This window comes from Tateyamaria sp. syn59, assembly GCF_007995245.1.
Lineage (GTDB): Bacteria > Pseudomonadota > Alphaproteobacteria > Rhodobacterales > Rhodobacteraceae > Tateyamaria.
In genome coordinates, this window is sequence record NZ_VCBA01000003.1 from 400,139 (window position 1) to 417,039 (window position 16,901).

The 16,901-nt window shown below is 62.0% G+C and carries 17 protein-coding genes; 3 read left to right on the forward strand and 14 right to left on the reverse strand.

The genetic code is table 11. The features are described from left to right. A complete protein-coding gene (locus FD715_RS07970; RefSeq protein ID WP_147107770.1) occupies positions 1-432 on the reverse strand; it encodes a DUF1489 family protein in 432 nt (143 codons plus the stop codon). Positions 433-625: 193 nt separating this feature from the next. Here FD715_RS07970 and FD715_RS07975 point away from each other — a divergent pair, with 193 nt between their 5' ends. Both FD715_RS07975 and FD715_RS07980 read left to right on the forward strand, forming a co-directional pair. Further along, positions 626-2,914: an adenosylcobalamin-dependent ribonucleoside-diphosphate reductase gene (locus tag FD715_RS07975; protein ID WP_147107773.1), complete on the forward strand. Its 2,289-nt coding sequence runs from the start codon at positions 626-628 to the stop codon at positions 2,912-2,914. Between the two features lie 269 nt (positions 2,915-3,183). Continuing rightward, positions 3,184-4,404, forward strand: coding sequence for an AraC family transcriptional regulator (locus FD715_RS07980; protein WP_147107776.1), 1,221 nt, complete (start codon positions 3,184-3,186; stop codon positions 4,402-4,404). A gap of 24 nt (positions 4,405-4,428) precedes the next feature. Here FD715_RS07980 and FD715_RS07985 read toward each other — a convergent pair whose 3' ends face one another. The 13 genes from FD715_RS07985 to FD715_RS08045 all read right to left on the reverse strand — a co-directional run bounded on the left by FD715_RS07985 (position 4,429) and on the right by FD715_RS08045 (position 15,827). Then, complete coding sequence (locus FD715_RS07985) at positions 4,429-5,718, reverse strand: porin family protein (RefSeq protein WP_147107779.1); 1,290 nt, start codon at positions 5,716-5,718, stop codon at positions 4,429-4,431. Between the two features lie 27 nt (positions 5,719-5,745). Continuing rightward, positions 5,746-6,267 carry a hypothetical protein gene (locus FD715_RS07990; RefSeq protein ID WP_147107782.1) on the reverse strand — a complete coding sequence of 174 codons (522 nt, stop codon included), beginning with the start codon at positions 6,265-6,267 and terminating at the stop codon, positions 5,746-5,748. Positions 6,268-6,610: 343 nt separating this feature from the next. After that, positions 6,611-7,393 (reverse strand): creatininase family protein, encoded by a 783-nt coding sequence (locus FD715_RS07995; RefSeq protein ID WP_147107785.1) that lies wholly within the window; start codon positions 7,391-7,393, stop codon positions 6,611-6,613. Then, positions 7,390-8,310: an isopenicillin N synthase family oxygenase gene (locus FD715_RS08000; protein ID WP_147107788.1), complete on the reverse strand. Its 921-nt coding sequence runs from the start codon at positions 8,308-8,310 to the stop codon at positions 7,390-7,392. Before FD715_RS08000 ends, FD715_RS07995 begins: the two co-directional genes overlap by 4 nt. Continuing rightward, positions 8,307-8,903, reverse strand: a complete 597-nt coding sequence (locus FD715_RS08005; protein ID WP_147107791.1) for an NAD(P)H-dependent oxidoreductase — start codon at positions 8,901-8,903, stop codon at positions 8,307-8,309. Before FD715_RS08005 ends, FD715_RS08000 begins: the two co-directional genes overlap by 4 nt. After that, the gene (locus FD715_RS08010; RefSeq protein WP_147107794.1) at positions 8,903-9,514 is read right to left on the reverse strand and encodes an NAD(P)H-dependent oxidoreductase; all 612 of its coding nucleotides are present in this window, start codon (positions 9,512-9,514) and stop codon (positions 8,903-8,905) included. Before FD715_RS08010 ends, FD715_RS08005 begins: the two co-directional genes overlap by 1 nt. After that, entirely contained in the window at positions 9,511-10,905 is a 1,395-nt protein-coding gene (locus tag FD715_RS08015; RefSeq protein ID WP_147107797.1) for an FAD-binding oxidoreductase, read from the reverse strand. The genes FD715_RS08010 and FD715_RS08015 overlap by 4 nt, the downstream gene beginning before the upstream one ends. Beyond that, entirely contained in the window at positions 10,902-12,173 is a 1,272-nt protein-coding gene (locus tag FD715_RS08020) for a cytosine deaminase (protein WP_147107800.1), read from the reverse strand. The genes FD715_RS08015 and FD715_RS08020 overlap by 4 nt, the downstream gene beginning before the upstream one ends. Beyond that, positions 12,173-13,033: an ABC transporter permease gene (locus FD715_RS08025; protein WP_147107803.1), complete on the reverse strand. Its 861-nt coding sequence runs from the start codon at positions 13,031-13,033 to the stop codon at positions 12,173-12,175. The genes FD715_RS08020 and FD715_RS08025 overlap by 1 nt, the downstream gene beginning before the upstream one ends. Further along, on the reverse strand, positions 13,030-13,812 hold the full coding sequence (locus FD715_RS08030) for an ABC transporter ATP-binding protein (protein ID WP_147107806.1): 783 nt from the start codon (positions 13,810-13,812) through the stop codon (positions 13,030-13,032). The genes FD715_RS08025 and FD715_RS08030 overlap by 4 nt, the downstream gene beginning before the upstream one ends. 83 nt (positions 13,813-13,895) lie before the next feature. After that, positions 13,896-14,882 carry an ABC transporter substrate-binding protein gene (locus FD715_RS08035; RefSeq protein ID WP_147107809.1) on the reverse strand — a complete coding sequence of 329 codons (987 nt, stop codon included), beginning with the start codon at positions 14,880-14,882 and terminating at the stop codon, positions 13,896-13,898. 175 nt (positions 14,883-15,057) lie between these two features. After that, complete coding sequence (locus FD715_RS08040) at positions 15,058-15,558, reverse strand: protein tyrosine phosphatase family protein (protein ID WP_147107812.1); 501 nt, start codon at positions 15,556-15,558, stop codon at positions 15,058-15,060. Between the two features lie 14 nt (positions 15,559-15,572). Continuing rightward, complete coding sequence (locus FD715_RS08045; RefSeq protein WP_147107815.1) at positions 15,573-15,827, reverse strand: DUF1272 domain-containing protein; 255 nt, start codon at positions 15,825-15,827, stop codon at positions 15,573-15,575. A gap of 92 nt (positions 15,828-15,919) precedes the next feature. Here FD715_RS08045 and FD715_RS08050 point away from each other — a divergent pair, with 92 nt between their 5' ends. Beyond that, positions 15,920-16,894 (forward strand): GlxA family transcriptional regulator, encoded by a 975-nt coding sequence (locus tag FD715_RS08050; protein WP_147107818.1) that lies wholly within the window; start codon positions 15,920-15,922, stop codon positions 16,892-16,894. The last annotated feature ends 7 nt before the right edge of the window (positions 16,895-16,901 follow it).

Below are 16,901 nucleotides of genomic sequence, written 5' to 3' on the forward strand. Positions count from 1 at the left end.
CTACAAGACCCCGATCTCGGCCAGCGCCCGGTTCAGTTCGATCGGCAGCGGCTCTTCCCGCTCGCGGCCTTTTGGCAGGTCGGGCGGGGTGTCTTCGGGTTTCAGATACCGCCATCCCTGGAAGGGCCGTTTCAGTGCCGATTGCACCCGCACCAGCTCGGGGTCCGACACGATGGCGCAGCGGCGAATGCCGTCGCTGCCAATCACCTCATCGAGCCGGATGATGCGCTGGCGGCAGGTCAGTACCCCTTTGACGACCCAAAAAATCGACCCACCGTTCAGGATTTCCTTCTCCCGCTTGGGCCACATACGGGTCACATGGCGCGGATAGCCGTCAGCGGTCTGGGCCCGTTTCGTGGACTGCCACGCGACCAGATCCTCATAGCTGTCGCTGCCCACAGACAGCTTAATGAGATTGATGTACTTATCCACAGAATCCACCTCTCGCCACACCATATAATGTAGCGCCGTCACGCCGAACTGCAACCTGTTGTGTTTATGGTACCGCTAGATTTGGTGGCTAGCAAGTCAAGTACATCTATCTGTTGTGGTTTGCGTCAGAAATGGTAGCTTAATTGCCTGCACGGCGTCCGACAGATTCGGGCGCCTACAAGGGGATGCTCTGATGACACGCTTTGCCGCGCCGATTGCCGAACAGATCTGGGACATGAAGTACCGCTTCAAAGAAGCGGACGGCACGCCCATCGACGTCACGGTGGAAGACAGCTGGCGGCGCATCGCACGCGACCTCGCGTCGGTCGAAAAAGACCCCGCGCAGTGGGAGCAGACCTTTTATAACGCTTTGGAAGATTTCAAGTTTTTGCCCGCGGGTCGCATCACAGCCGGGGCAGGGACAGCACGCTCCGTTACCCTCTTCAACTGCTTTGTCATGGGCACGATCCCCGACAGCATGGGTGGCATCTTCGAGATGCTGAAAGAGGCGGCGCTGACCATGCAGCAGGGCGGCGGCATCGGCTACGATTTCTCGACCATCCGGCCCAAGGGGGCAGGGGTCAAGGGCGTAGCCGCCGACGCCTCCGGACCCCTTAGTTTTATGGACGTTTGGGACGCCATGTGCCGCACGATCATGTCCGCAGGCAGCCGCCGTGGCGCGATGATGGCGACCATGCGCTGCGACCATCCGGACATCGAGGATTTCATCACCGCCAAATCCGACGCCGCCCGCCTGCGCATGTTCAACGTGTCTGTCCTCGTAACCGACGCCTTCATGGAAGCGGTGAAGGCCGACGGCTCCTGGGACCTGATCTTTGACGGCACCGTCTACAAGACCGTTCAGGCCCGTGATCTGTGGAACGGCATCATGCGCTCGACCTACGATTATGCCGAACCCGGCGTGATCTTTATCGACCGCATCAACGCTGCCAACAACCTGAACTACTGCGAGACCATCGCCGCCACCAACCCCTGCGGTGAACAGCCCCTGCCGCCCTATGGCGCGTGCCTCCTCGGCTCCATCAACCTCGCCCGGCTGGTTACGCAACCCTTTGAAGAAGCAGCGGAATTGGATGAAGCGGCGTTGTCCGACCTCGTCGCCACAGCCGTCCGCATGATGGACAATGTGGTCGACGCCTCACGCTTCCCGCTCGAAGCGCAGGCGCGCGAAGCCGCCGCCAAGCGCCGCATCGGCCTCGGCGTCACGGGCCTTGCCGACGCCCTCCTGATGCTGGGCCTGCGCTACGGCTCGGACGAAGCTGCGGCGCAGACCGAAGCGTGGCTCAAGGCCATCGCCCGCGCCTCCTACCTCGCTTCTGTCGAGCTGGCGAAAGAGAAGGGCGCCTTCCCGCTGTTCGATGCCGAAGGTTACCTCGCCAGTGGCACCATGCAGATGATGGATGTAGACGTGCGGGACGCCATTGCTGAACATGGCATCCGCAACGCGCTTCTCACTTCCATCGCGCCCACCGGAACGATCAGCCTCTACGCAGGCAACGTTTCATCCGGGATTGAACCCGTCTTCGCCTATGCGTACACCCGCAAGGTCCTGCAAAAAGACGGCAGCCGGACGGAAGAGGAAGTCGTTGATTACGCCGTACAAATGTGGCGCGACAAGTTCGGCGACGCAGAGCTGCCCGACTACTTCGTGAACGCTCAAACCCTCGCACCAAGCGACCACGTCAAAATGCAAGCGGCCGCGCAAAAGTGGGTCGACTCGTCGATCTCCAAGACTATCAACTGCCCCGAAGACATCAGCTTCGACGCCTTCAAGGACGTCTACATGCAAGCCTGGGACACGGGCTGCAAAGGGTGCACAACGTACCGCCCGAACGCGGTCACAGGCTCAGTCCTGACCGTGGCCGAGGAGAAGCCTGCCGAAGCGCCCGTCATGGCCAACGACGACGCAGAGCCCATGCAGCCCCATGGCGACGTCATCTACATGGCGGAACCGCTCGACCGCCCCAGCGCGCTTGAGGGCAACACTTACAAGGTCAAGTGGCCCGACAGCGAACACGCGCTCTATATCACGATCAACGACCTCGTCATCGGCGGTCATCGTCGCCCGTTCGAAGTGTTCATCAATTCCAAGAACATGGAGCATTTCGCCTGGACGGTTGCGCTGACCCGCATGATCTCTGCCGTGTTCCGGCGGGGCGGGGACGTGTCGTTTGTGGTCGAAGAACTCAAGGCAGTGTTCGACCCGCGCGGCGGGGCCTGGATGCAAGGCAAATACATCCCGTCCATCCTGGCGGCGATCGGCGGCGTGATCGAAAGACACATGATCCAGATCGGCTTTATCGAAGGTGAAGGTATGGGGCTGAAGTCCGATCCACAGGCCGAGGTCGTGGGTCTGGACACCCCGCGCGGCAAGGCGTGTTCTAGCTGCGGCAGCTACGACATGCGCATGATCGAAGGGTGCATGACCTGTGCGTCGTGCGGGTTCTCAAAGTGCGGCTAGACCCCTGAGTTTGGCGCCGCACACCTTCCGGGCACGCCCCGCATAATGCAGCCTTGGCCTCAAATGCGTTGCTCGAACGCATGCCGTCAAAACACCTTGTCGTCCTGTTCTATCTCGCCGCTGTCCTGTCCGTCCCGACAGGACAGCTTGACGCAAGGGCACTGCGTTGAGCGTTAGCGGCAAAACGCCTACATTGCGCGGGCGCGGGGTGCCCCAAGATGCGCTTCGTGTCATCTCATGCGATGACCCCAACGCAAGGACAGTGACACATGTCTCCCGACGATGCGGCGGTGTTTGGCGTCAGGCTCGCCATTATCACGGTCGGATTTGTTGCTGGCGCCGTCTATTTGTTGCAGCGCCAGCTCAGCCCCGTTTACGGCCTGTCATCCTTCATGTTTCTGGCATTTGTCGCCAGCCAGCTCGTCTATGTGGCTGAAACGCTGTGGCCCAGCTTGCCGCCGGGATGGCACCATGCCGTCCATATGGTGTCCTATGTGGCAGCCTTTCTGCTCCTGCCGACCTTCTTCATTCATCTGAAACTGCTGTCACGGGTCCCCGAACCGATCACCCGGCAAGAGCTGGCGATCCACCTTGCGCTGCCCCTGACCGTGTGCGTCTTGGCCCTTGTGACACTGTTCATCCCAAGCGACAGCATCCTTGCCCTCAAGACCGGCCAGCCCGCGCCGGGTGCAACGCCCTGGATGGACCTCACCGTCCGCATCCTTCTGCTGCTCGAGTTCGGCGGATACGCCTTTGTGCTTGTCTACATCTGGCTGCTGTTTCGATGGCAGCGCCGCAACTGCGCGCACATGCGCGAGGTCTTTGCCAACGGCAACTGTTACGAGACGATCTGGACGCTCAGCCTGGCGGCGGTGATGGCATTCTACGTGGGTCAGGTGCTGGCTTCGTACTTTATCCGCGACGCCGGGCTGGGGCATCCGGTCGGGCCCATCCAGCACAGCATCATCGCCTTGCTGTTTATCTTGCTGGTGGCCATTCGCGGCTTGCAACAGGCGCCGGGGCTTTATCGCGCGCCGGACATTGCTGTGCCGACTGAACCGCAGGACGCGCCGAAATACTCCAAAAGCGCGCTGGCAGGCGACCACGCGGCGCGGATTGCGCGGAAGCTGACCACCGCGATGGCAGATGATCTGCTCTACCGTGACGCAAACCTGTCGCTGACCAAGCTTGCCCAGCACATCGGCTCATCTCCGAACTACGTGTCCCAAACCCTGAACGAGCATCTGGACAAATCTTTTTTCGACTTCGTGAACCAGTGGAGGATCAAGGAGGCGGAACAGCTTCTGGTCGGCGGGGAGGATACGATCCTTGCCATTGCCTACGAGGTCGGGTTCAATTCGCGGTCGGCGTTCTACACCGCGTTCAAAAAGCACACTGGTCGCACCCCGACCCAGCATCGTTCGAACCACCGCCAGCTGCAGGGTGCGCGGGCTGCGCCGAACAAGGAACGGCTGCCCGCACGTCCCTGACCCAAAGCGTGGGTGTCCAAAAACTCAGAACCGGGTTGTAATCCCGAGTGTGCATTCCTCGATGTCGTGGTCGTAAAAGGCAACATTGCTGCTCGTCCGCCCGAACGTGCAGTGCAATGTCGGCATGAACCGCCCGAAGCGGACGGCCTCATGCTGCGCTGACAAGGTGATCTGCACGTACTCGTCGCCGCGCGCCACGCCCGCAAGGGGGAAGAGCGCCGCATAGCTGCGTCGCCCGACCTCAAGCCCAAGCCCGCCTTGCAGGCCACCGCGCCACGACCGCGACAGATGTGCAAACGCGCTCTGTCCGTCGTATTGCAAATGGGTCCGCTCCGGTCGGTGCGCGATCAGCCGCGTGCCAATGCTCAGCGTGCCGTCCTGCAGGGCCCGTGCAAGCCCGATCTGCAGCGCGTATAACGGTCCGTCATTGGCGTCGCCGATCAGGTTGTCCCGCTGCTCGCCACTGACCGAAAAGAACAGCGTATCGCGGGGGGTCAGCCGCCGGTCGGCGCTGAAACTGACGCCAAGGTCAAGCCGTTCATCCTCTTCGTCCTCGGTCCAAAGCCGGTGCACAAACGGCCCGACCGACCAACGCGCCTGCGCGCTTAGCCGCGCATATTGCAACCGCGCCAGCGCGGAAAAGCTGTTGTGGCGGCTGTCCTCGAATTGTCGTGTCGACAGGTCCCAATCGAGGGTCCAGCGAAATCCGTTCTCCCTCCGCCACAGATGACGCCCGGCAAGGCCCAGCTCGACACCGGTTCCCGGTTCCGCCCGGCTGGTGATATCGAATGACGGGGCGTTCGGCACACCGGGCTGAAACCGGTCCTGTGAACTGCCGCGGTTGATGTTGGTCGACGAGACGATGGCGAACCGCCCGCTCAGCGAGAACGGGCGCAGGCGGTCAATCTCGTCCAGAAAGGAAACATAGCCCCGCCGCTGCTCGGTCGAGGGATCATTGCGCAAGAGCATGCGAAAGTGATGCGCCGACGCCCCGTAGTCTCGGGCCAAAAGCAGGCTGTGCGCCAGTTCGCGGCGCGCCGCGATATAGGACGGCTCCTGCTGCAGGACATCGCGAAAAATCTGTATCGCACGGTTCAGATCGCCTTCGGCCTTCGCCACGCGTCCGTCAAAGAAGAGCCAGTCGATGTCTTCCGGCCCCTGAACCGCATACAGCGCCCGTGCCTCCGCGATCTGCCCATTGGCGATCAACGTAACAAGCGTGCGGTCCGAAGTTGCAAAGGCCGGATGCGCCAAACCGGTCAGCACACCCAGCACAACACAGACGACCGCACTTAGACGTGCAGGCTGGTCCATCACTCTCAACGCCGTCTGTTCGCGGCGCTATGGGTTCCGCTGCCGGTCCGCAAGGAACCCGCCCACCAGCGCCTGATCGTTCGTATTGCCCGCAAATGCACCCACGGCACGGGTGTTCCCGATCCGCCCTGTCAGTGGCGCGTCAACGCCGCGATAGCTGGCTGTACCGCCGAGGCTCTGACCGTTGATGCTGCCGTTGACCGACAAACCGCCCGCCTGTCCAACCAGCGTGCCCTGGTTGAAGTCAGCGTTCAGCACAATGTTGCCCGTAACGCTTTGTTCGAATGTGTTTCTGTCGGCATAGGCCAGGCTGTAGTCACCCCTGTACGTGGCGGTTGCAGATGTCGGGGCGCCGCCGACCTGACTGTTCGGCAAGACGCCCGCAACACCCAAAAATTGATCTGTCCCACGCACGCGGCCCATCTGGTAGGCAAAGGCTGCGCCGTTCGCGCTGCTGTTGAAGGTTGCCACATTGGCAGCTTTGCTTGTGTCGATACCGACGTCTGGCACCAAGCCATCGGCCGTCAGCCGGACAAGTCTGCTGTCCACCGGTGAGCCGGGCGCAATGCCGCCCGAACCACCTGATGACGATCCGGAGCAACCCGAAACTGCGAGCGCGCAGGACAAAATAGCGACCGTGGAAATTGACCCATTTGTCATAAATCTCTCCTGAAAATGTGGATGCGCCGGGGTAGGTGTCTGTCAGGTCCCGACGACACAGCCGAGATGGACGCGCGCACGGCCCCTGTCGTCCTGATGGGTACGGTCGGCATCCCGCATGTGCGTGCGGGTAGGACCGGACAAAGGCCAGGGGCGGGGAGGTGAAGCGTCGTGTCGCGTCAACTCACAAGGGCAGAAGATGCAGGGCCGTCCCCGCTATAGCACGCGGTGTCTACCGCTGTGGGGGCGCAGTGGGCGCCGGCATCTCCACCATCTGCCGGGCCAGCGCGATGCACCCGGCGGCCTGATGCCGGGCCAGCGCGTGACCCTTCTCAGCTGTGGCAAGATGCGCCTCGCCGACCACGCCGCTGTCCGACAGGTCCGACGCAATCCACCCGTACGAGATGGGACCGATGGGCGGGATAGCGGACGTTTCGGCACTCGACCGGAAATCGCGGGCTGCATCCATGTCCACCGTTTCGGGGCCAAAGGCCAGCATCAGCGACGTCTCACGGTCCCCACCATGAATGCCAAACATATCTTCCTGCGCGCTGAACATCCCCTCGGGCGCGCCGAACGATCCCCATTGCGTCTTGACCGCCAGCATGCCCGCCTGCACGCGCAACTCGCGGCTCAGGATCGAGATCAGGTCGAGATTGCCGCCATGCGAATTCACGATCATCAGCTTTTTCAAACCGGCTCGGGCGACGGACAGCCCAATCTCGGTCCACGCCCGCAGTGCGGTTTCGGCGGTCAGCGTACAGGTGCCCGCGGCCCACAGGTGCTCGTTCGACTTGCCGATGGCCTGAACGGGAAGGATCAGCAGATCAAGGTCACTAGGGCAGGCGGCGCGGACAGCGTGCAGCATGCCCTCAGCGATCAGAGTATCCGTGCCGACCGGCAGGTGCGGCCCATGCTGTTCGATGGCCGCTGTCGGCAGAAGGACAATGGTGCGCTCCGGGTCCAGGCCTTCGAACTCGGGCATGCGCAGGTCGGCCCAGTTGCGTGCAGTCATACGCTTTCCTTTGGCGCATAGGTCGCCTCCAGCCGGGACGCGAGGTAGTCGGCGGCGCGAATGGGTGGATACTTGGGCTCGCCGGTGCCGGGCAGGGCTTCGACCAGCGCATCCGGGTTCGCTTCGCAGAAAAACGCAACCGACCGCCGCTGCCGTTTGGGGGGCAACACGCGATGCGGGGTGGAGACATAGATGTCATTCGTCCAACGCATCAGGCAGTCACCGATATTGACCACATAGGCACCAGGCACCTGGGGCACATCTGTCCAGTCGCCGCCGCGTGGCTGCACCTGCAACCCCGGCTCGCCATCCGTCATCAGCAGCGTGATCGCGCCATAGTCCGTATGTGCGCCTGCGCCGATCTCATTATCGGCGCCGCTGGCAGGGGGGTAGTGCAGCAGCCGCATGGCCGACAGTGGTTCTGTGAACAGGCCGTCAAAATGCGTTGCGTCCAGCCCAAGGTCTTCGGCCATAACACTCAGCAGGGCCGAGGCCTGGGCCTGGCATGCCTCGTAGTAGGCCAACATGGCATCTGCAAAGCCGGGAATGTCTGGCCAACGGTTCACCCCGCGAAAGGCTTCGCCCGCGATGACGCGCGGGTCATCCGGCGCAAGGTCATAGCCGATGTTGAAGGTCTCCTTGGTGTCGACCTCGGGCCGGGTTTCGTCCAGCGACTCGTCCCCTGGCTGCGCCCACCCGCGGTAATGCGGGGTGTCCAGGATCGACAGCTTGGCCTTCTCCGCGCGCGGCTGATTGAAGAACCTGTCCGCCAGCGCGAACACCTCGTCCCGCAGGGTTTGCGGCACCTGAGGGTTTGCCAGCAGGAAAAATCCGGTCTCGCGCACCGCCTCGCCCAGCTTGGCGGTAAACGCGGCGCGGTCCGTCTGTGCCTCCGACCAGTCGAGAACGGGGATCATGCTGTCAGCCTCTCCATCCGTTCGGCCACTTTTCTCAGATAGCTTGCACGCGACGTATCAGTCGAACTGTCCATCAGGTAGTGGGCGGCAAAGACGGTCCGGCAGCGCTTGGCACAAATGGCGCGCACACCCCGCGTCAGCATCTTGCGCCCCGGCGCCCCGATCAGGGTCGTCAGCCACCACGACGCACCGCAGGTCGTGAACACGCCCAGGCGTTTGATATGCGTCAGGCCGGGCTGGATGTTGTCCCCCTCGCCCTTGGGCATGATGAAAGCGACACCGGGCAGTAGGACGCGGTCGAGCCACCCTTTCAGCATGGCAGGCAATCCGTACCACCATGTCGGATAAATAAAGATCAGCGCATCGGCCCATTGCACATCCGCCACGTCCTGTGCCACCGGATCAGCGTTGCAGCTTTCGTCCAGATAGCAATCCAGCTCATGGGCCGTCAGCACGGGCATGAAATTAGACCTGTAAAGGTCGCGCAGGCGGTATTCGACGCCGGCCTTTTCCAGATGGGATGTCACCGTGCCCAGCACGGCGGCGTTGAAACTGTCCTCCTTGGGGTGGCAAAAAATGATGAGCGCACGCATCAGAATGTCCTTAACTGTTCTCCGACATGTTCGAGGAAGCGGCGTCGTTTTGCGTCCGTTGCCCGGTTCATGTCGTAAAGGGCAAGGTATTTGGTCGACCTCGGCCTGCACACATGCCAGACCGCTCGGGTCACGCACTTGCGCGGCGGGTCGCCGCACAGCATGGCCCTGACCCGCGTGCCGCCATAGGTGGTGACAGCCGCCAGCCGCCGGATGCGTGTCAGGTTCGGGACGACCTTGCCATCGTCCAACCGGAAAGACACGCCCGGCAAAAACACCCGGTCGAGAAAGCCCTTGAGCATTGCCGGATAGCCAAAATTCCACACCGGAAAGACCATGATCAGCGCGTCCGCCGCGCGCAGGCGGTCCACGTAGTCTTTCACCGGCTCCACATTCTCCGGCACGTCGTGATAGCCGCGCCGGTCCGCCTCCGACATGATCGGATCGAACCCCTCAGCGTAAAGATCGCAATCATCCACATCCCACCCGCGCCCCATCAGCGTCTCAACCACCCTGTGATGCAACGCCGCGTTGAAGCTGTCGGGCACCGGGTGGGCCGCCAGCACCAGCGCCCGCTGGGGTTCTGATGGGACAGTGGGTGCTGGCGTCATTCGGCCGCCTGTATCTTCGGATAGGAATACATCTCGGAAAAATCAAAGTCCGGATCATCCCATGCAATCATCTTGCCCGGATTTAGAAGACCCTTGGGGTCCGCCTCCCGCTTGAACTTCAACTGCCGATCATCGACGGTCTGCCGCCCGCCTTCCTCCAGCGTGTAACGGTGCGGGTTGAAGACCATGGCACCCGCGTCCTCGTGGATCTGGATGATCTCGTCCAGCCGCTCCTCGGTGGTGAACTTGACGAGCGACAGCCCGGCAAACATAACCTTCCCGCCCTCTTTCAGCACTTCAAGGTGGTGCAGCACCTCGGGCGACAGCGCCTCGCGCATCTTCTCGATCAACTCCAGCTGGTTCGGGTAGCCAAAGCGCACCTGCAAATAGGTGATCGACGGATCGACCTTCAGCGCCCGCAGCGTGGTGTGATTCCAGCCGTATTCAAACACAGTGCCCGGCGACCGCTCCCAATCGTGGTCATCGCTGCGGTAAATCAGGCTCAACTCCGGGCTGCGGCCCAACAGCGTCTGAAATCCGTCCATCGAATGCGGCGCGACCATCAGCCCGATCAGATTGTCGTCGGCCTCCACATGCGGTGCCACACGCTGGAAGTAATCCTTGGCCACCGGCGCTTCGAACACGGTGGCGAGCTTGATCAGGATCCCGTCCTCATTCGCCACATCCTGCGCAAAGCGGGTGGCTGCCATGAAGTCCTTGGACGTGACGAACATCTCGACCCAGTCATAGGCAGGGGCAAGCGGCATCTCGATCTCGGTGATGATGCCGTTGGTGCCGTAAGCATGGCTGACACGCGCCAGTTCCTCGCCCCGAAACTCCAGGATGCGGGGCTCTTCCTCCATGGTGACGACGCGCAGACGGATAATGTTGCCCAGATCGCGCAAGCTGCCCCAGGTGCAGGACCCCACACCGCCCGAGCCACCAGCGATGAACCCGCCAATGGTGGCCGTCGCCCACGTGCTCGAGAACATGCGGATTTCCTGCCCCGACTGCTCCTTGCAAACGGCATCGAGGTCTTTCAACAAACAGCCCGGTTCGACAATCACGCGGCCCGGATGCACCTCCTTCACCTTGTCCATCCAGCGCAGGTGCATGACGCAGCCGCCCTCAAGCGGCATCGCCTGGCCATAGTTCCCGGTCCCTGCGCCGCGCGTCGTGACCGGCACATCGTGCTGATAGCAGACCTTCAGCACCTCGATCACCTCGGCCTCGTTGCGGGGACGCACGACAAAGTCGGCCACCACATGATCCAACCGATCCTTCAGCACGGGTGAATACCAAAAGAAGTCGCGGGAAGAAGCGCGGATACTGGCCTCTTTCTCTTCGATGTCGAGATGGGCGAGGGCGGCCTTGGCAGCGTCGAGGTTCATGTTGTCTCCCACAAATGATCGAGGGTGGCGTAGTCGGGCAGGGTCCGGTCGATGGGCGCACCATGTCGTAACACGATACGGTCGGCTTGAGGGCGCGCATAGAGCTCGGTCCATTCCCGCGCCTTGAAGATAACGATGTCGGCAGGGGCGCCAACGTCCAACCGTTGCGCAGCAAAGCAGCACGTGGAGGTGGGCTGGGTTGTGAACGATGTCACCCAATCGGCCCGCGAATGATCCAGATGCGCGATACGCGTGGCCTGCCGCATCACTTCCAGCATATCCAGATCACCATAGGCATAGAACGGATCGCGTGTGTTGTCCGAGGCGAAGCTGACCGGAATGCCCCGCGCCTTCATCTCATGCACCAGCGTCACACCACGCCCGCGCGGGGTGCGGGCCGTGCCAGCGGGCGTGCGGTCCTGAAGGTAGAGGTTGCACATGGGCAGGCTCACGACGTGCAGCCCGGCCTTGGCCACCAGATCCAGCGTATCCATCGCCCGGGCCTCGTCCTGCGTGGACAGCGAACAGCAATGGCCGACAACGATGCGCCCTTCGAACCCAACCTCAAGCGCCACTTCGGCGATCAGGCGCAGGGTCTCAGACGACGCATCCGTCGTCTCATCCACATGAAAATCCGCATCAAGTCCGCGCGCGGTGGCGAGGCGAAAAAACCCTTCGAGCCGCTCGCGCAGGTCTGGCACGGGATAGGTCACCATCCCCAAAACGCCGCCATGTTCGGCCACCAGATCGGCGGTCACGCTGAAATCACCGTCTTCCGAAAACCCATCACAGCCGATCAGGCAAACGCCTTGCAAGTCGATCCGCCCCGCCCATTCGTCGCGCAATTCGGCAAAGACCGGCCAAGTGATCTGCGGCTGCGGTGGAATGCTGTCGAGATGTGTCCGCACGGCCCGCGTGCCATGGGCGTAGGCGCAGGCCAGTCCAAACTCCATGCGCGCCCGCAAATCATCCGCTGACCAGTTGGCATGATCTGCACGCACGGTGGTGAGCGCCCCCATGAATGACCCATCAGGGTTTGCTGCACGCGGCCAGATATGCCCCTTGTCCAGATGCACATGCATGTCGGTGAAACAGGGCAGCACCATCGCGCGGCCCATCTCAACGCGCTGGCCGGGTGCGTCCGTGATCTTGCCATTACCAATATGCAGATCGGTTGTGATCAGATCGCCCTCCTGCCCCAAAAGGCAGGCAGGAATGGTAACATCTGCAAGGGTTATGTGTCCGCTGGGCAGTGCGCGAAAGTCCATCAAGTCTCCCGTTTGATGGCGCTTTCGTGCCACTTGCGCAGCAACATATGCGACAGAAGCGACAGGGCCGCAAAGATAAAAACACCCATCGCCGCCACGATGGCGAGGGCCGCAAACATGCGCGCGATGTTCAGGCGATACCCCGCCTCCTGAATGCGGAAGGCCAGCCCGGTGCCCACACCGCCCGTACCGGCCACCAGTTCGGCTACAACAGCCCCGATCAGCGAAAGCCCCCCGGCGATCTTAAGCCCGCCAAGGAAATAGGGCAGGGCCGACGGCAATTGCAGCATCCACAGCCGCTGCCAGCGGGTCGCCCCATAGATGCGGAACAGGTCACGCAGGTTATGATCGACTGAATTGAGGCCCAGCGTTGTCGAACTCAGCACCGGAAAAAACGCGACGATCCAGGCGCACATCAGCATGCCTACCGTCTTGCTTTCCACATAGATGAAAATCAGCGGTGCAATGGCCACCACCGGCGTGACCTGCAGGATCACGGCGTAAGGGTAGAGCGACAGCTCCACCATCTTGTTCTGATTGAACAGAATGGCGAGGCCCGCACCACCCACAACAGCAATCGCAAGCGCCATCAACGTGATGCGCCCCGTAAGCAGTGCACTGTCCCAAAGGATCGCCCAATCGCCTGTCAGGCTGCCCCAGACACGCGCCGGGCTCGGCAGAATGAAGTGCGGGATCTCGTTCCATACGACGATCCGGTCCCAGATCCAGATCATCAGCGCCATGACCAGCAAGGGAAGCAACCAACGCGCCGTCTTCTCGATCCGGCGGCTGCGCGCGCGACGCGCTTCCTCGGCATCGATTGTCGGAGCGGTGGGTTGGTCCAGTTCGGTGACGCTCATGCCGCCGCCTCCATCGCCTGCTCCAGCGCCTGGCTCGCTGCCCGACAATGCGCCGCGTATTCGGGCGACGTGCGGAACATCTCACCTCGGGGATAGGGTTCGTCCACATGCAACTCTTCGATCACACGACCGGGGCGGGCCGCCATCACGACGATGCGATCCGACAGGAACACGCTTTCAAAAACAGAGTGTGTGACAAAGATCACCGTGCAGCCAATCCGCGCCTGCATCTCCAGCAAATCGTTGTTCAGCTTGAAGCGCGTGATCTCGTCCAACGCGGCAAAGGGTTCGTCCATCAGGATCAGCTTAGGTTGCGTGACCATCGCGCGGGCGATGGACACGCGCATTTTCATGCCGCCCGACAGCTCTCGGGGATAGGCGTTCTGGAACTTCTCCAGCCCCACCAGCTTCAGCGCCTCCAAGATCTCATCCTTGACGGCAGCGTATGTTTTCCCCTCCAGTCGAAAGGGCAGATACACATTCTGCGCCACTGTCGCCCAAGGCATCAGCGTGGGTTCCTGAAACACCACGCCCAGATCGCCCTGCGCGCGGGGCTTGGACCATTCGATCCGGCCCGTTGTTGGCTCGGACAGGCCCGCGATCAGGCGCAGCGCCGTCGACTTGCCACAGCCCGATGGCCCCAGAAGCGAGATGAAATCGCCCTCGCGCACCGTCAGCGACATGGCACGCAACGCCTGCACGTTGCCGGGAAACACCTTGTCCACGGCGTTTACACGCATCAACTCGTCACGCTCGGCAAAAGGAGCGATTTGCGCCATGTGGCCCTCTTTGTCGTAGAAAATGCCGAACGTACGCACCACACCCCGTTCGGCATTCTGTTGCTAGGATGATAGAACGGCGATCAGGGTTTGATGTCCATCCCAACCTTCTTGTTGGTGAAGTCGAGGGTATAGGCGGCCTTCCAGTCCAGATCGTCACCGATCACACCGGCATCCACCATCTTCTGGTAGAAATCGCCGATCACCTCATCCGACATCGCGCCAATGCCCAGCTCAAGCGTCTTGCCGCTGTCCACGATGCCCTGGTCGCGCATCATGTTCTTGGCAAAGTCGATCTTGTCCTGGGTCATGTCGGCATTGGCTTCCAGGATCAGCGCATCGGCGGCAGCACTGTCGCCATAAAGGTAGTTGTACCAGCCCGTCAGGGACGCATCGACAAAGCACTCTACCTGTTCAGGGTTCTCGTCGATGGTGGACTGCATCACCTCGATCGTGGTCGCATAGGAAGAATAGCCATTGTCCGCGATCAGGAACACGTTCGGCTCAAACCCGGCCTCTTTCTGGACCAGATACGGCTCGGATGACAGATAGCCCTGCATGGCCGTGTCCGTGTTGGCGATGAACGGCGCGGGGTTGAAGGTGTAGGGCTCGCGCTGTTCTGCGGTAAAGCCATGCGCGGCGATCATCCACTGGTAATAGCTGGTGTAGCCATTGTCACCGATCAGCAGGGTCTTGTCCTTCAGATCCTCCCAGCTTTCCACATCCGGGTGGGCCACGATGACCTGCGGGTGCTTCTGAAAGATGGCGGCGACGGCGACGACCGGAATCTCCTCGGCCACGGCGTTGAAGGCCTGCAGCATGTCACCGCCCATGTGATACTGGATGCGGTCGGCCAGCAGCAGCGCGCGGTTGTTCACCTGCGGACCGCCCGACACGATGGTGACGTCCAGACCGCATTCGGCATAAGTGCCATCGGCCACGGATTGATAGAACCCGCCATGCTCGGCCTGCGCCAGCCAGTTCGTCCCGAAGGTGACGGGCGTCAGTTCCTCGGCCATCCCGGCCAGCGGTACCGCGGCCAGGGCCGCACTCAGCGCATATTTATACATCGAACTCATCTCCCCTGTGGTGTTGCACTTCCTGCGGGCAGAGGATGGCGCTTACCGTACGGAAAGAAAGTCGCGCGCCGCTCAGAGCGGGCTCACATGTGCTGAATTGGCGAAATGATGCCTAAAAATTAGGCAAAACGACAGCAAATCACACAGACGCCTGCGGCACGTGCCGTCATCGGCCTTTGTCCGGCGCCTCGTAATCCTCGCCCGCGTACCGGTTCGGCATGCCCTCCGCGTCCGGGCGGTCAATGAACGCGGCCCAATCTTTGCCGGGGCGCCAGATGCTGTCCATGTTCGCAAAAGCCTCCTCCGGCGATGGGATCCCACCCGACTTTGCATAGCGGTAGAAAAACGCGCTGACGCGTGCGTTATAGATGCAATGAACGTGCATCCGCGCGTTCGGATGCGCGTCCATGGCCCGCTTGAAGGCTTCAAAGTCGTCATCGGTGGGGGCCTCAAACTCGACCGGGATGTAGATATAGGTCATGCCCAGCCCGGCGACGGTCCCGGCCTCGTCCGCCAATGCACCATCGTTGTGATGCGGCCCAAGGTTCACGATATGCGTGACACCCAACTCGCGTATATCGGCCAGCTGCAGCTCGGTCGGCTGCCCCGATGTGGTCAGGCGGTCATTGATGCGGCGCCAGTTCAGGATGTGGGTCAGGTCGGTCATCTCGCGCTCCGTCATCAGGCCAGGCTCGCCGCGCAGGCGGCGTGGGCTTTGGTCACACGTTTGGTCGACGCGGGAAAGGCGACCAGCTTGTCGTCAGGGCGCACGGGACGCGGCACCAGACCACCGCCGCAATTGGGACAGATCAGGTGGAACCGTGTCTCGGCACATGCGGCACAGAAGGTGCACTCGAAGCTGCATATCCGGGCATCCGTAGTATCTGGTGGCAAATCGGTGTCACAGCATTCGCAGTTCGGTTTCAGGGCCAACATATCGCGTCCTCCGTCTGGTTTGGCTGTAGACTACCGCGTTTTCTGATGGCAGAAATGACAAGATGACATCAAATTCTGCCAAATCCACGGATATGACGGAACCGAGGCGGCTGGTGGTCTTCGTGGTCTATGACAACATCGTGCTTCTGGACCTCGTGGGGCCGCTGCAGGTCTTTTCCCACGCACCGGACCCGGCCACGGGTACGCCGGGATACGACTGTGTGGTCGTCTCGGTGGAGGGCGGCCCGACCACGACCAACACGGTTCTGCCGATCCCGAGTGCGGATGCCGGGACACTTGCCGGTCAGGACATTCACACCCTGATCGTGGTGGGCGGTGACGGCGCGGTGCCGGGCATGCGGGACGCCCGGCTGGTTGACCTCGTCGGGTCGCTCGCAAAACGGGCGACGCGTGTTGCGTCCGTCTGCTCGGGCGCGTTGGTGCTGGCCGCCACCGGTCTGCTCGATGGCCGCCGCGCCGTCACCCATTGGGAGGACTGCGCGATGCTCGCCGCCGAGTTTCCGGATGTGGCGGTCGAGATGGATCCGATTTTCATCAAGGACGGCCCCGTCTGGACCTCCGCCGGGATCACGGCAGGCATCGACATGGCACTCGCTATCGTGGCCGAGGATCTGGGGCGTGCCGCAGCCTTCACCGTTGCGCGGTCGATGGTGGCGCAAATGGTCCGCTCGGGTGGCCAGTCGCAGTTCAGTCCCGCGCTGGGGCGCCAGCTGCGGGATCAGGCCGGCCAGTTCGAGGCGCTGCATGCCTGGATCGCGCAAAACCTGGACCAAGACATTTCGGTCGACGATCTGGCGGCACGTGCGGGCATGAGCCCGCGTAACTTCGCCCGTGTCTACGCAAAGACCATGGGCATGACGCCGGCCAAGGCCGTGGCGGCCATGCGCATCGAACAGGCGCAGGGGCTGCTGGAGACAACGCAGCAAGGCATCAAACGGATCGCGGCCGCGTGTGGGTTTCGGGACGAAAACAGGATGCGTCGCGCCTTTGTCGCCATGCTTGGCGTGTCGCCGTCCGAATACCGGTCTAATTTCAACGTCTCCTGACCGGGCG